This is a genomic window from Sphingomonas sp. M6A6_1c, from assembly GCF_053345135.1.
In genome coordinates this window covers 564,025-577,792 of sequence record NZ_JBKEZO010000001.1, presented here as the reverse complement: position 1 = coordinate 577,792, position 13,768 = coordinate 564,025, and the positions used below count along the sequence as shown (strand labels likewise).

The 13,768-nt window shown below is 69.0% G+C and carries 13 protein-coding genes and 2 tRNA genes; 6 read left to right on the top strand and 9 right to left on the bottom strand.

The window, feature by feature from the left end; all coding sequences use genetic code 11:
• Window positions 1-68: 68 nt before the first annotated feature.
• The 4 genes from ACLBWH_RS02610 to ACLBWH_RS02595 all read left to right on the top strand — a co-directional run bounded on the left by ACLBWH_RS02610 (window position 69) and on the right by ACLBWH_RS02595 (window position 2,886).
• Window positions 69-154, top strand: a tRNA-Tyr gene (locus ACLBWH_RS02610).
• Between the two features lie 165 nt (window positions 155-319).
• Complete coding sequence (locus ACLBWH_RS02605) at window positions 320-895, top strand: SRPBCC family protein (protein ID WP_447796547.1); 576 nt, start codon at window positions 320-322, stop codon at window positions 893-895.
• Window positions 892-2,073, top strand: a complete 1,182-nt coding sequence (locus ACLBWH_RS02600) for a zinc-dependent alcohol dehydrogenase (RefSeq protein WP_447796545.1) — start codon at window positions 892-894, stop codon at window positions 2,071-2,073. Before ACLBWH_RS02605 ends, ACLBWH_RS02600 begins: the two co-directional genes overlap by 4 nt.
• A 27-nt stretch (window positions 2,074-2,100) precedes the next feature.
• On the top strand, window positions 2,101-2,886 hold the full coding sequence (locus ACLBWH_RS02595) for an SDR family NAD(P)-dependent oxidoreductase (protein WP_447796544.1): 786 nt from the start codon (window positions 2,101-2,103) through the stop codon (window positions 2,884-2,886).
• 54 nt (window positions 2,887-2,940) lie between these two features.
• Here the strand turns inward: ACLBWH_RS02595 and ACLBWH_RS02590 are convergent.
• Window positions 2,941-3,014 (bottom strand) — tRNA-Gly (locus ACLBWH_RS02590).
• A gap of 129 nt (window positions 3,015-3,143) precedes the next feature.
• Between ACLBWH_RS02590 and ACLBWH_RS02585 the strand changes: the two genes are divergently transcribed.
• Complete coding sequence (locus ACLBWH_RS02585; RefSeq protein ID WP_447796543.1) at window positions 3,144-4,415, top strand: methyltransferase family protein; 1,272 nt, start codon at window positions 3,144-3,146, stop codon at window positions 4,413-4,415.
• A gap of 431 nt (window positions 4,416-4,846) precedes the next feature.
• On the opposite strand, the gene lexA is transcribed toward ACLBWH_RS02585, so the two are convergent.
• From lexA to ACLBWH_RS02555, 6 genes are read right to left on the bottom strand one after another with little or no spacing between them, the layout of a single operon-like run.
• Window positions 4,847-5,536: a transcriptional repressor LexA gene (gene lexA, locus ACLBWH_RS02580; RefSeq protein WP_322847824.1), complete on the bottom strand. Its 690-nt coding sequence runs from the start codon at window positions 5,534-5,536 to the stop codon at window positions 4,847-4,849.
• A gap of 58 nt (window positions 5,537-5,594) precedes the next feature.
• Window positions 5,595-6,776, bottom strand: a complete 1,182-nt coding sequence (locus ACLBWH_RS02575; protein WP_447796540.1) for a molybdopterin molybdotransferase MoeA — start codon at window positions 6,774-6,776, stop codon at window positions 5,595-5,597.
• A gap of 4 nt (window positions 6,777-6,780) precedes the next feature.
• Entirely contained in the window at window positions 6,781-7,248 is a 468-nt protein-coding gene (gene moaC, locus ACLBWH_RS02570; protein WP_447796539.1) for a cyclic pyranopterin monophosphate synthase MoaC, read from the bottom strand.
• Window positions 7,245-8,021, bottom strand: a complete 777-nt coding sequence (gene trpC / locus ACLBWH_RS02565; protein ID WP_447796537.1) for an indole-3-glycerol phosphate synthase TrpC — start codon at window positions 8,019-8,021, stop codon at window positions 7,245-7,247. Before trpC ends, moaC begins: the two co-directional genes overlap by 4 nt.
• Window positions 8,018-9,013, bottom strand: coding sequence for an anthranilate phosphoribosyltransferase (trpD, locus tag ACLBWH_RS02560; RefSeq protein ID WP_447796535.1), 996 nt, complete (start codon window positions 9,011-9,013; stop codon window positions 8,018-8,020). The genes trpC and trpD overlap by 4 nt, the downstream gene beginning before the upstream one ends.
• Complete coding sequence (locus ACLBWH_RS02555) at window positions 9,010-9,594, bottom strand: anthranilate synthase component II (RefSeq protein ID WP_322847829.1); 585 nt, start codon at window positions 9,592-9,594, stop codon at window positions 9,010-9,012. The genes trpD and ACLBWH_RS02555 overlap by 4 nt, the downstream gene beginning before the upstream one ends.
• Before the next feature lie 151 nt (window positions 9,595-9,745).
• Here ACLBWH_RS02555 and ACLBWH_RS02550 point away from each other — a divergent pair, with 151 nt between their 5' ends.
• Complete coding sequence (locus tag ACLBWH_RS02550; RefSeq protein ID WP_322847830.1) at window positions 9,746-10,168, top strand: hypothetical protein; 423 nt, start codon at window positions 9,746-9,748, stop codon at window positions 10,166-10,168.
• A 39-nt stretch (window positions 10,169-10,207) separates the two neighbouring features.
• Here ACLBWH_RS02550 and trpE read toward each other — a convergent pair whose 3' ends face one another.
• Window positions 10,208-11,710, bottom strand: coding sequence for an anthranilate synthase component I (trpE, locus tag ACLBWH_RS02545; RefSeq protein ID WP_447796532.1), 1,503 nt, complete (start codon window positions 11,708-11,710; stop codon window positions 10,208-10,210).
• 1 nt (window position 11,711) lies between these two features.
• Entirely contained in the window at window positions 11,712-13,673 is a 1,962-nt protein-coding gene (locus tag ACLBWH_RS02540) for a peptidyl-prolyl cis-trans isomerase (protein WP_447796530.1), read from the bottom strand.
• Window positions 13,674-13,768 lie beyond the last annotated feature (95 nt).

The following is a 13,768-nucleotide window of genomic DNA, read 5'->3' as shown; positions in this document are numbered from 1 at the left end:
GCGGGCGCGTTGACAGCCGCGTTTCGCTTCGCCAATAGGCCGCCTCGCTTCAGCGAAGCGGCCCATCTGGACAGGTGGCCGAGTGGTTAAAGGCAGCAGACTGTAAATCTGCCCGTGCAAGCGTACGCTGGTTCGAATCCAGCCCTGTCCACCACCTCCCCGCTTCGGCGGGGAGGGCCTGCACCCAGCGCCGCAGCCGATCGGAAACGCCCTGCGCCGCGTGGTAAAATCAGCTTTATCTATTTGAATCCACACGCGTAACGATAGGAACGGGTGCGACTCTCGACGGGTTGGAGCGGTCTTGCGAAGGGAGACCAGCATGACCGACCGACGCGATGACGCGCCCTCCACGACCTACAAGCACGGCGATGCTGCCGACGCCACCACCGCCTCGCTGATCGAGGGGCAGGGCAGTTCGGTGGCCGGACGATCGGTGACGATCAACCGGCCCGTGCGCGAACTTTACGACTTTTTCCGCGACTTCACCAACCTGCCGCATTTCATGGAGAATGTGGTGTCGATCGATGTCGTCGACGCCAAGCTTTCGCATTGGGTGGTCAAAGCACCTGCCGGCGCGACCGTCGCATGGGACGCGCGGATCACGCAGGAAGAGCAGGACCGGCTGATCGCCTGGACCTCCGAACCCGGCGCCGACGTCGCCAATTCGGGCCGCATCGAGTTCCGCGACGCCGGCCCGCGCGGCACGGTGGTGACCGCGACGATCGCGTATGACCCGCCCGGCGGCGTCGTCGGCAAGCTTATCGCCAAGATGTTCCAGCGCGAGCCTGCGATCCAGGCCCGCCGCGACCTGCGCCGCTTCAAGCAGCTTATGGAGACCGGCGAGATCGCCACGCCCGCGATGAACCCCAAGCAGTTCGAGGAGATGGGCCTGTGAAAGCGCTCGCATGGCACGGTAAGCATGACGTCCGCGTCGACACGGTCGACGATCCCGAGATCGTCAACGATCGCGATTGTATCATCAAGGTCACCTCGACCGCGATCTGCGGTTCCGATCTCCACCTCTACGACGGCTATATCCCGACGATGCAGGCCGGCGACATCCTCGGCCACGAATTCATGGGCGAAGTGGTCGAGGTCGGCGCCAAGTCGACGCTGAAGAAGGGCCAGCGTGTCGTGGTGCCGTTCACCATCGCCTGCGGCAGCTGCTACCATTGCGGCAAGCATCAATATTCGGCCTGCCCCAACGGTCTGCCCGCCGACAATCAGGACATCGCGCAGGAGCTGTACGGCCACGAGATGTCGGGCCTGTTCGGCTACAGCCATATGACCGGCGGCTATGCCGGCGGCCAGGCGGAATATGTCCGCGTGCCGTTCAGCGACGTCGGCCCGATCGTCATCCCCGACGGCGTCTCCGACGACAAGGTGCTGTTCCTGTCGGACATCCTGCCGACCGGCTGGCAGGCGGCCGAATATGCGCAGATCGAGCCGGGCGATACGGTGGCGGTCTGGGGCTGCGGCCCGGTCGGGCTGTTCGCGGTGCAATCGGCATTCCTGATGGGCGCCGAGCGCGTCATCGCGATCGACCATTTCCCCCACCGCCTCGAACTCGCCAAGCGCTTCGGCGCCGAGACGATCAACTTCGAGGAAAGCGCCACCTACGAGGCACTGATGGAGATGACCGGCGGCATCGGCCCCGATGCGGTGATCGACGCGGTCGGGCTGGAGGCGCACGGCATGTTCGTCGACAACATCATCGACCAGATCAAGGCGTCGACCTTCCTCGGCACCGATCGGCCGCATTCGATCCGTCAGGCGATCATCGCCTGCCGCAAGGGTGGCCGCGTCTCGATGCCGGCGGTCTATGGCGGCTTCGTCGACAAATTCCCGCTCGGCGCGTTCATGGAGAAGGGGCTGACGCTCAAGACCGGCCAGACCCACGTCCAGCATTATATGCCGGCGCTGCTCAACGCGATTATGGAAGACAAGATCGACACCGAGTTCCTGATCTCGCACCGCATGCCGCTGACCGACGCGCCCAAGGGCTACGACCTGTTCAAGAACCATCAGAACGAAACCACCAAGATCGTGCTGAAGCCCGGCATGGTCGCCTGATCGTCTTTCCATCCAAGGATACCGCATATGGCTGACAAATTCGCGATCATCACCGGTGCCTCGACGGGCATCGGCTTCGAACTGGCCTCGCTCGCCGCGCGCAACGGCTACGACATCCTCGTCGTCGCCGACGAGCCGCTGATCGAGGCGGCAGCGGCCGACTTCCGCCAATACGAGCATGACGTTCAGGCGCTCGAGGCGGACCTGTCGACCCCGGAAGGCGTCGATCGGCTGCTAGAAGCGGCAGGCGGGCGGCGGATCGACCTGCTCTGCGCCAATGCCGGCCGCGGTCTCGGCCATGCCTTCCTCGACCAATCGGTAGAGGATTGGCGCGCGGTGGTCGATACCAACATCACCGGCACCGCCTATCTCTTGCAGAAGGTGCTGCGCGACATGGTCGCGCGCAACGACGGCAAAGTGCTCGTGACCGGTTCGATCGCGGGTTACATTCCCGGCGCGTTCCAGGCGGTCTACAACGGCACCAAGGCGTTCCTCGACAGCTTCGTCGCCGCCTTGCAGAACGAGATCAAGGATGCCGATGGCGTCACGCTCACCAATCTGATGCCGGGACCGACCGACACCGAATTCTTCGCGCGCGGCGACATGCTCGACACCGATGTCGGCAGCGATCCCAAGAAGGACGATCCCGCCAAGGTCGCCGCCGACGGCTGGGACGCGCTGATGGAAGGCAAAGCAGCGATCGTGTCCGGCTGGAAGAACAAGATCCAGTCGGCCGTCGCCAATGTCACGCCCAATGCGGTGCTCGCCGAACAGCATCGCAAGATGGCGGAACCCGGCACCGCCGACCATTGATCGTGACGGCGGCTGTGGCCGGTGATCGGCCGCAGCCGTCGGCGTTCAAGGGCGTGGAGCGGGTAACGGGAATCGAACCCGTGTATTCAGCTTGGAAGGCTGCTGTACTACCATTGTACTATACCCGCACGACCTGACGGCCCGCGGGCGTCGATCGAGCCGCGGCTTATCGTCGCGCGGCATACGGGGTCAAGACCCAAGATCGCATCCCGTCGTGGTTCATGGCTTGCTTACCGTTGCCGCGCTAAGTCGCCGGGATGGAGCACGATCCCGAACAGGTCCCCGCATCGGCCGACCAGCGTCCCGCGTCTGCCGTCGGTCATGGCGTCGGGCTCGCTGGCATCGCCGGGCTGTTCGCGTGGCTGGCGGCGGCGCTCGCGATCGGCATGGATGGCCCCTATGCGGCGCTGGTCGCGCTCGTCGCCTGCGCGCTGCCCATGATCGGCTGGTCGCTGCTGGTCGACAAGGTGCATCGTCGCGCCAGCACCGGCATCGACTGGCACGATCCACGTCCGCTGGCGGAGCGCCGCGACGTCAGCCTGACCAAGCTCGCTGGCCTGTATCTCACCTGGGGCGGTATCGCCTTCCTCTACGGCATCGGGCGCTTCTATTGGGACGGCAATTTCGCCTTCGCCATGTGGTGTTTCGGCTGGGTCATGCCGATCGTCGCGATCCTCGCCGTGCCGTATGTGCTCTGGATCGACCGATATCTCGTCGAGCCGCGTGACGGCGCCTGGCACCTCGGCGCGTGGCTGACCGGCCAGCCCGGCGTCGTACCCGAGGCGATCTACGGCCATCTCCGCGCCTGGACGGTCAAGGCGTTCTTCCTCGCCTTCATGCTCGCGGTGCTCCCCGGCAATTGGGCGGGCTTCATCCACATCGACCGGGCGAGCCTCCGCGATCCCGTCGCGCTGGTGCAATGGCTGATCGGGCTGATGTTCGTCATCGACGTCAGCTTCGCCACCGTCGGCTATGTCCTGACGCTGCGCCCGCTCGACGCGCACATCCGCAGCGCCAACCCCTATGCCGCCGCATGGACCGCCGCGCTGATCTGCTATCCGCCGTTCATCCTGATGGAGTCGGGCGGCCCTCTCGACTATCATCCGGGGACGCAGGACTGGACATTCTGGCTCGCCGGCCATCCGACCGTGTCGGCGATATGGGGTGCGATCCTCGCGCTGCTGACCGCGGTTTACGCCTGGGCGACGGTCGCGTTCGGGCCGCGCTTCTCCAACCTGACCCACCGCGGCATCCTGACGCACGGGCCTTACGCGTGGTCGCGCCATCCGGCCTATCTGTCGAAGAACCTGTTCTGGTGGCTGTCGACCCTGCCGATCCTCACCACCGGCAGCCTGATCGACGCGGTGCGCGCCACCGCATTGATGGGCGTGGTCACCGGCATCTATTATTGGCGCGCCCGCACCGAGGAACGCCACCTCGGCCTCGATCCGGTCTACCGCGCCTATAGCGACTGGATGACCCGCCACGGCGCCGTACCGCGCTTCGGCCGCTGGCTGGTCGGGCGCTAGGTCGGATCGATAGCCAGCCTTAGAATTCCTCCCCCGCAAGGGGGAGGTGGCATGCCGGAGGCATGACGGAGGGGAGGACACGCAACAAGAGTGGTCGCTTACCTCCCCCTCCGTCACGGCTTCGCCGCGCCACAGTGCCGGGTCGGTCATGCCCCCGGCATGACCTTGAACGGCCGGGGGCCGTTCAACCCGGCACTCCCTGGCGGGGGAGGACTTGGCATCGTCCACGAGTTGAATGTCGATCGGCCTTAGGTCCAGCAGAGTGACAGCCGGAACTGCGCGCAACCCTGGGCTCCTGCTTTCGCAAGAGCACTGGGACGACTTTCGCAGAGGTCTCGGTCGAGCCCGGGGTGACGGAAAGGGGGTAATGCTTCGGTGCAGCCGATGGATACAGGAGGGCACGTCCGCAAGGCGTTCGCCCCCCGTCCGGCTCAATCGTAGCGGCGCAGGATGCCCGACAATTTGCCCTGTACGCGAACGTGCGACGGCACGTAGCGCTGCGGTTCGTAGGCGCGGTTGGCCGGGTCGAGCCGGACCATCGCGCCCTCGCGACGGAAATATTTGAGCGTCGCCTCGCTGTCGTCGATCAGCGCGACGACGATCTCGCCGTCGCGGGCGACCTCGGTCCGCCGGATCAGCGCGTAATCGCCGTCGAGGATGCCCGCCTCGACCATCGAATCGCCAGATACTTCCAGCGCATAATGTTCGCCCGAGCCGAGCAGGGCGGCGGGCACCGCGAGCATCGAGCTCCCCTCGAACGCCTCGATCGGGACACCGGCGGCGATGCGGCCGTGCAGCGGGATCTCGATGACGTCGTTCGCCGGCGTCGCCGCGGCGCGGACGTTGCCGGTCTTCGCGGGGGCCGGGGCGGGCGCGGGCGTCGCCGGTGCAGGCTTGCGCTCCGAGCGTTCCGGCATGCGCAGCACTTCGAGCGCGCGGGCGCGGTTGGGCAGGCGGCGGATGAAATGCCGTTCCTCGAGCGCGCTGATCAGGCGGTGCACGCCCGATTTGGATTTGAGGTCGAGCGCTTCCTTCATCTCCTCGAACGAAGGCGAGATGCCGGTTTCTTCCAACCGGTCGTTGATGAAGCAAACGAGCTCGTGTTGCTTGCGCGTGAGCATGAGCGGACCTTCCCCGTCGGAACAGACGCGGAACTTCTAGGGAACAGGATGGCGCCCGTCAAGCGATGACGAGGATTTCTGCCGAGTCGCCCGCGCTGGCGGCGGGTGCGTCGATCGGCCGCACGATCAGGCAGTGCGAGCGGGCGAGCGTGAGCAGCATCGAACTGTCCTGAATGGTCGAGGCATAGGCCCGGCCATCGCGCAGCTCGGCGCGCAGATAGTCGGTGCGCGGACCGTTCGCGGGCAGGTCTTCGCCGAGGATCGTCATCGTCGTGCGCGGCAGCGGGTCGGCGGCGCCGGCCAGATGCGCGATCAGCGGTTTGACGAACAGCAAGGCGGTGACGAAGGCCGACACCGGATTGCCGGGCAGGCCGAGCAGGATGGTGTCGGCGAGCCGCCCCGCCATCATCGGCTTGCCGGGACGCAGCGCGATCCGCCAGAAATCGATCGCGCCACCGGCGGCTTCGAGCGCCGGGCGGACGAGATCGTGGTCGCCGACCGAGGCACCGCCGGTGGTGACGAGCAGGTCGGCGTCGACGCCGGCGAAGACGTCGCGCAGCGTGCCGAGATCGTCGGGCAGGATGCCGAGGTCGACGAGATCGATCGGCAGGTCGGCGAGCAGCGCCGCCAGCATCGCGCGGTTCGATTCGGGCAGCGCGTCGGGGGTGTTCCCCTGACCGGGCTCGACGAGTTCGTCGCCTGTGGCGCAGATCGCGACCCGCACGCGGCGATGGACGGCAATCATCGCCACCCCGCCGGTCGCCGCGACCGCGATCCGCGCCGGCGTGAGCCGCTCGCCCTGCGCGATCAGCCGGTCGCCGGTCGTGAAGTCGAGGCCGCGGCGGCGGGTGTTGCGGCCCAGTCTCGGCGGACCTTCGCCGGTCAGCCGGATCGTCGTGCCGTCGGCGGCGACTTCCTCCTGGATCATCACCGTATCGGCGCCCGCGGGCATCGCCGCGCCGGTGAAGATGCGGACCGTCTCGCCCGGACCGACCGGGCCTGCGAAGGGACGGCCGGCGGCGCTTTCGCCGATCAGCCTCCAGGGTCCGGGGAGGTCGGCGAAGCGGATCGCATAGCCGTCCATCGCCGACAGATCGGTCGCCGGCTGCGTCCGGTGGGCGGCGACGTCGGCGGCGGCCCAGCGTCCGTGGGCCTGGCCGAGTGGTACGTCCTCGACGGCGACCGGGGCCGCCGAGGCGAACAGGCGGGCTTGCGCCTCGGCGATCGGCAGCAAGGCCATGGCGTCAGGCGCGCCAGTCGCCGGACTTGCCGCCGGCCTTTTCGAGCAGGCGGATGCCCGAGATCGTCATACCGCGGTCCATCGCTTTCGCCATGTCGTAGATGGTCAGCAGCGCGACCGAGACGGCGGTGAGCGCCTCCATCTCGACGCCGGTCTTGCCGTCCGTCTTGGCAAGCGCGGTGGCGGTGATGCCGGTGTCGTCCAGCTCCAGATCGACCGTGACGCGGGTGAGGGGAAGGGGGTGGCAGAGCGGGATCAGCTCGGCGGTCTTCTTCGCCGCCATGATGCCGGCGACGCGGGCGACGGCGAGCACGTCGCCCTTCTTCGCCGCACCGTCGCGGATCGCGGCGAGCGCATCGGGCGCGACCGCGATACGGCCGGTGGCGACGGCGTGGCGGCTGGTCACCGCCTTGTCGCCGACATCGACCATATGCGCCGCGCCATCGGCGTCGAGGTGGGTCAGGCGGGTCAACCGATCATCGCCCGCGTCGCCGCCTCGACATCGTCGGCGCGCATCAGCGCCTCGCCGATCAGGAAGCAGCGCACGCCATGTTCGGCCATCGCATCGAGGTCGGCAGGCGTTTCCAGCCCGCTCTCGGCGACAAAGGTGCAGCCCTTGGGCGCCTTGTCGACCAGTTCGTAGGTGCGGGCGAAATCGACCGAGAAATCGCGCAGGTCGCGGTTGTTGACGCCGATCAGCCGCGACTTGAGCTTGAGCGCGCGGTCGAGCTCGTGCGCGTCGTGGACCTCGACCAGCACGTCCATGCCGCAGTCGAGCGCCGAGCCCTCGATTTCCGCCATCTGATTGTCGTCGAGCGCGGCGACGATGATGAGGATCGCATCGGCGCCGATCGAGCGGCTCTCGGTCGCCTGCCACGGATCGACCATGAAGTCCTTGCGGATCACCGGCAGCTCGCAGGCGGCGCGCGCGGCGATGAGATACTCGTCCGAACCCTGGAACCATTGTTCGTCGGTGAGCACCGAGAGGCAGGCGGCCCCGCCGGCCTGATAGGCGCGGGCGTGGGCGGGGGGATCGAAATCGGCGCGGATCAACCCCTTGGACGGGCTCGCCTTCTTGATCTCGGCGATCAGCGCATGGCCCGGCTTGGCGTCGAGCGCGGCGCGGAAGCCGCGCGGCTTCGTCACCGCGGCGATGCGCGTGTCGAGGTCGGCGAGGCTGGTCGTCGCCTTGCGCGCGGCGACCTCGGCACGTTTGGTTTCGATGATGCGGGAGAGGATGGTCATCGGTAGGCGATCCAGGCGTCGAGCAGCGCGCCCGCGCGGCCGTCGTCGAGCGCGGCCGCGGCGGCATGCGCGCCGGCGGTGAGATGGGGGCTGTGGTCGGCGACGACCAGTGCGGCGGCGGCGTTGAGCAGCACCGCGTCGCGATAGGCGCCCGCCTCGCCGGCGAGCAGGCGGCGCAGCGCGGCGGCGTTATAGGTAGGGTCGCCGCCGCGGATCGCGGCGAGCGGATGGCGCGGCAGGCCCGCATCCTCCGGCACGATCGTGCGCGGCAGCGTCGCGCTGCCGACGTTGACCGCGATGCTCGGGCCGGCGGTGGAGAGTTCGTCGAGCCCCTCCTCGCCGGAGATCACCGCGGCGCGGGTCGTGCCGAGCTGTTCGAGCGCCTCGGCATAGAGGCCGGCGTAATCGGGGCGGGCGATGCCGATCAGCTGATGCGTGACATGCGCCGGATTGGCGAGCGGCCCCATCAGGTTGAAGATCGTGCGCTTGCCGATGCGGCGGCGGATCGGGGTGATCCGCGCCATCGCCGGATGATGGTTGGCGGCAAAGAGGAAGGCGATGCCGAGATCGGCGAGGCTGCCCTCCGCGGTGGCGCCGGCGACGGTCATGTCGAGGCCGATCGCCTCCAGCGTGTCGGCGGCGCCGGCCTTGGACGACGCGGCACGGTTGCCGTGCTTGGCGACCGGCACGCCGCAGGCCGCGACGACCAGCGCCACCGCGGTCGAGACGTTGAGCGTGTGGTGGCCGTCGCCGCCGGTGCCGCAGACGTCGATCGCGCCGACGGGTGCGGCGATCGGAATCAGCCGGGCGCGCAGCGCGCGGGCGGCCTCGGCGATCTCGATGCTGGTCTCGCCGCGGTCGGACAGCGCGATGAGGAAGGCGGCGATCGCCTCTTCCGACACGCGCGCGTCGAGGATGTCGGCGAAGGCCTGCGCCGCGCTCTCGCGCGACAGCGGCGTCGCGGGATCGGGCAGGAGTGCGCGGACGCTCACGCCGCCGCCTTCACCGCGATGCCGGCGATGCGCAGGAAATTGGCGAGCATCGCATGGCCGTGTTCGGTGGCGATGCTTTCGGGATGGAATTGGACGCCGTGGATCGGCAGCGTCGCGTGGCGGAAGCCCATGACGTTGCCGTCGTCGGCGCGCGCATTGACGACCAGCGGCGCGGGCACGTCGTTGACGATCAGGCTGTGATAACGCGTCGCGGTGAATGGCGAGGGCAGGCCCTCGAACAGCCCGGTGCCGTCGTGCGCCACCGGCGAGGTCTTGCCGTGCATCAGGCCACCGCGTTGAACGCGGCCGCCGAAATGCTGACCGATCGCCTGATGGCCGAGGCAGACGCCGAGCAACGGCCGTCCCGCATCCGCGGCGGCGGCGACGAGATCGAGGCTCACCCCCGCCTCGGTCGGCGTGCACGGGCCGGGCGAGATCAGGAACGCCTCGGCACCCGACGACAGCGCCTGTCCCGCCGAGATGGCATCGTTGCGCACCACCTCGACCTCGCTGCCCAGCTCCATGAGATAGTGGACGAGGTTCCAGGTGAAGCTGTCGTAATTGTCGACGACCAAGATCATCGCGCCGCCATAAACGATGCCCGCGCCGGTGCAACGCCTGTTGCGTCCCGGCAATCCTGTAGCAATCTGCCGCCGCTTATAACCGCTCCGTGTCGCGCGCCGGGAGAAACTGCGTCGCCTGCACGTTGAAGCCGCAAAGGAGACGCATGCCATGTTCCGCCCGTTTATGATTGCCGCTTTGATCGCGTTGCCCGCGGTCGCCGGTGCGCAGAGCGCGCCGGTGGCGGATACGGCAGGGTCGGGCACCCCGCCGCAGCGCGTCCGCGCGGTCACGCTCGGCGTCGGGCAGAAATGCCCGCAGAGCAGCGATACCGAGATCGTCATCTGCTCGACGCTCGAACAGCCCTATCGCATTCCCAAGCAGTTCCGCGACAGCGGCCCGATCCCCGCCAAGAACCAGGCGTGGGGCAATCGCGCCGCGACGATGGACCAGGTCGGCCGTGCCGCCGGCGGTCTGCCCGATACCTGTTCGCCGGTCGGCACCGGTGGCCAGAGCGGCTGCGCGCTGGCCACCAACCGCCAATGGGCGGCAGAGCGCCGCGCCAAGCAGGATGCCGATTCCTCGGTCCCCTGATCGCCAATCGAAGGTCGCCGCGCGTCGGCGCGGCGGCGGTTACTGGCCGAAGCCGCCCTGGGCGGCGCGGCTGACCGCATCGCGCGCGGCGGCGAGGATGGCGCCGGCCTTGGCTTCGCACTCGCGCTGTTCCGAAGCAGGATCGCTGTCGGCGACGATGCCCGCGCCCGCCTGCGCGTGGATCGTGCCATCCTTCACCACCGCGGTGCGCAGCACGATGCAGCTGTCCATCGATCCGTCGGGCGAGAAATAGCCGACACCGCCGGCATAGGCACCGCGGCGTTCGGGTTCGAGCTCGGCGATGATCTGGCAGGCGCGTACCTTGGGCGCGCCGCTGACCGTGCCGGCGGGAAACCCGGCGAGCAACGCGTCGATAGCATCGGCGGTCGGCGATAACCGGCCGACGACGTTCGAGACGATGTGCATGACGTGGCTGTACAATTCGATGCCATAGCTCGCCGTCACCCGGACCGAGCCGGGCGCGGCGGAGCGGCCGACGTCGTTGCGCCCGAGATCGAGCAGCATCAGATGCTCGGCGCGTTCCTTGGGATCGGCGAGCAGGCTGGCGCGGTTCGTCTCGTCCTCGGCGGCGGTCTTGCCGCGCGGGCGGGTGCCGGCGATCGGCCGAATCGTCACTTCGCCGTCGCGGACCCGGACGAGAATCTCCGGGCTCGACCCGATCAGCGCGAAGCCGGGCAGATCGAGATGGTAGAGGAAGGGCGACGGGTTGATCCGCCGCAGGCTGCGATACAGCTCGAACGGCGGCAGCGCGAAGGGCGCCGAAAAGCGCTGCGCCAGCACCACCTGAAAGATGTCGCCCGCGGCGATATAGTCCTGCGCCCGCGTCACCATGCGGGCATAGTCCGCCGGCGGGATCGCCGGCGTATAGGCGAGATCGTCCGCGCCCGCCCGCACCGGCGCGGGCAGCGGCGTGTTGGCGAGGCGGGCGGCGATGCCGTCGAGCCGGTCTTCCGCTTCGGCGACGAGCTGCGCGGGATCGCGCGCCGCATCGGGCCAGACCGGCGCGACCAGATAGAGCGCGTCGGCGAGCCGGTCGAAGACGCAGATCACCGTCGGCCGGACGAACAGCATGTCGGGGAGACCGAGCGGATCGGCGGCGGGTGCGTCGAGCCGTTCGACCAGCCGGATCGTCTCATAACCGAAATAGCCGACGAGGCAGGCAAGCGCCCTGGGCAGTTCGGCGGGCACGTCGCCCTGGCATTCGGCCACCAGCCTGCGCAGCGCTTCGAGCGTCGGCATGCCCGCGGGCTCGAACGCCTCGCGGTCGGTGGCCCACCGGCGGTTGATCTCGGCGGTGTCGCCGTGCGCGCGGAAGACGAGGTCGGGGGCGAGGCCGATCAGGCTGTGCCGCCCGCGTGTCGCGCCGCCCTCGACCGATTCGAGCAGATAGTCGCCGCGCCCGGGCTCGATGAGCTTGAGCGCGGCGGCGACCGGCGTCTCGGTATCGGCGACCTGCCGCCGCCAGACGAACGCCGGGCGACCGGCGGCCAGCGTCTCGGCGGCGGCGGTCGGCGCCTTCACCTCAATTGCCGCCGGTGTTGCCGGCGAGGTCGGCGCGGACGCGGGCCAGGGCTGCGGCATCGGTCTTGACGCCGACCGCGTTGCGGACCGCGCGCGCGAACTGTTCGGCATATTCGCGGCCGACGAGCCGGGCGATGCTGCCGCGCGCGCCGGCGACGGCGGCGGGCGTGCCGGCGGCGTTGCCGGGGACGATCGTATTGAGCTTGACGATCAGCCAGCCGGCGTTGTTCGGCGCCTCCAGCAGCTTGGCATTGCCCTTGGCCATCGAGAACAGCAGCGCGAGCGCCGGCTGGACGTTGCCCTGCGCCGCGGCGAGCTGCGCACGGCTGGCGCCGGCGGTCTGCACCGGCGGCAGCGCACGGCCCGAGGCGGCCATCGCCTGCGCCAGCGGCGTGCCCTTGTTGACCTTGGCGAGGATGTCAGTCGCGAGCTTGCGCGCGGCGGTGCGCGCCCGATCGGCGGTGACGTCGGCGACGACCTGCGCCTTGACCTGATCGAGCGGCCGCGGGGCGGCGTGGACGACGCGGCCGATCGCGACGACCGCGAAGCCGCCGTCCTGGCCGACCGGTACCAGCTGCGCCGGATCGCCCTCGGCCATCTGGAAGGCGGCGGCGACGATCGGCGCCACCGCCGGATCGGGCCGCGCGGCGGGGGCATCGGGGTTGGTGCCGTTGGCGAGCAACGGCGCGGTGGTCTGCGCGCTCAGCTTCTGGTCGGCGACGGCCTCGTCGAAGGTGGCGTTCTTGCCGAGTGACGTGTCGAGCGAATCGTGCACGTCGGCGAGGGCCTGTTGCAGCTTGCGCTTGGACAGTTCGGCGACGAGTTCTGGCTTCGCCTGTTCGAGCGTCTTGCCCGGCACCTGTTCGATCTTCTCGACGCGGGCGACGACCCAGCCGAGCGGACCGCGGACCGGGCCGACCACGCCGCCGCTGGGCGCGGCGAAGGCGGCGTCGGCGATGCCCGCGCTGCTCGCGGCGGCATACGCGGTCTTGGTGAGGCCGGTCTGCACCGCGGGCTCGAGCCCGGCGGCGCGCGCGGCGTCGGCGATCGGCGTGCCGGCCTTCACCTTGGCGGCGAGCGCATTGGCGCCGCCCTGATCGGCGACGACGACCTGGCTGATGTCGCGCTTCTCGGCGGCGGCGAAGCGGCTGCGCTGCTGGTTGTAGGCGGCGGCGATCTCGGCGTCGGTCGGCACCGCGCGTGCCTTGACCTGATCCGGCGTCACCACCGCATAGCGGACGACGCGGCGCTCGGGCACGGTGTAGCGCTGGATGTTGCGGCGATAGAAGGCCTGCTGCTCGGCGTCGGTCGGCGCCGGGCCGGTGTCGACCGCCTTGGCGGGGACGAAGGCGACCTGACCCGAGCGCTTTTCGAGCATCAGCGAGGCATAGGGCAAGGCGACCTTCATCGGCACCTGCGTCGCGCCCTGCGTCGGCAGCATGAGCTGCTGCGCGATGATGTCGCGGGCGATGTCGGTGCGGACCTGCGCATCGGTGAGCTTCTGGTCGGCGAGCAGCCGCTGGTAATTGGCCGGATCGAACTGGCCGTTGGGGCCGCGGAGGCCGGGGATGCTGGCGATCACGCCGTCGACCGAACGCTTGCTGACCACCATATGCTGGCCGCGCCCGAAGGCTTCGAGCGCGAGGCCGTTGATCGTCCGGTCCAGCGTCGCCTGCAAGCCGCCCTGGTCGAGCAGTTGCTGCATCGTCGGTGCCGGCTGCTGCTGGCGCGCGGCCTCCTGCGATGCCGCCTGCAGCTCGGTCTGGACGCGGCCGCGCAGCTCGGTGGCGGTGATCTTCTCGCCGCCGACGGTGGCGACGCTATTGCCCGACAGGCTGGTGCCATTCCCCGCCAATCCGGTGATGTCACCCGCCGCGAAGGCGAGCGCGATCACGCCGAGGACGATGAAGGTGACGACAATGCCGGCCTTGGAATTGATGATCCGGCGGAAAAAGCTGAGCATGAAAAGGCCGATCGTCCCTCTTGAAGAGCAGCGTCTTTAGGGGCGCAGCGGCTTGCCATCAAGCGCGCGGGCGGGCAGGGTTTGTTGAACATGTA

Excerpts from the sequence above, each read along its gene's own strand:
- ACLBWH_RS02605 (WP_447796547.1), top strand. The coding sequence starts at position 320 with ATGACCGACCGACGCGATGACGCGCCCTCCACGACCTACAAGCACGGC.
- ACLBWH_RS02595 (WP_447796544.1), top strand. The coding sequence starts at position 2,101 with ATGGCTGACAAATTCGCGATCATCACCGGTGCCTCGACGGGCATCGGC.
- ACLBWH_RS02585 (WP_447796543.1), top strand. The coding sequence starts at position 3,144 with ATGGAGCACGATCCCGAACAGGTCCCCGCATCGGCCGACCAGCGTCCC.
- lexA (WP_322847824.1), bottom strand. The coding sequence starts at position 5,536 with ATGCTCACGCGCAAGCAACACGAGCTCGTTTGCTTCATCAACGACCGG.
- ACLBWH_RS02575 (WP_447796540.1), bottom strand. The coding sequence starts at position 6,776 with ATGGCCTTGCTGCCGATCGCCGAGGCGCAAGCCCGCCTGTTCGCCTCG.
- trpC (WP_447796537.1), bottom strand. The coding sequence starts at position 8,021 with ATGACCATCCTCTCCCGCATCATCGAAACCAAACGTGCCGAGGTCGCC.
- ACLBWH_RS02555 (WP_322847829.1), bottom strand. The coding sequence starts at position 9,594 with ATGATCTTGGTCGTCGACAATTACGACAGCTTCACCTGGAACCTCGTC.
- ACLBWH_RS02550 (WP_322847830.1), top strand. The coding sequence starts at position 9,746 with ATGTTCCGCCCGTTTATGATTGCCGCTTTGATCGCGTTGCCCGCGGTC.
- ACLBWH_RS02540 (WP_447796530.1), bottom strand. The coding sequence starts at position 13,673 with ATGCTCAGCTTTTTCCGCCGGATCATCAATTCCAAGGCCGGCATTGTC.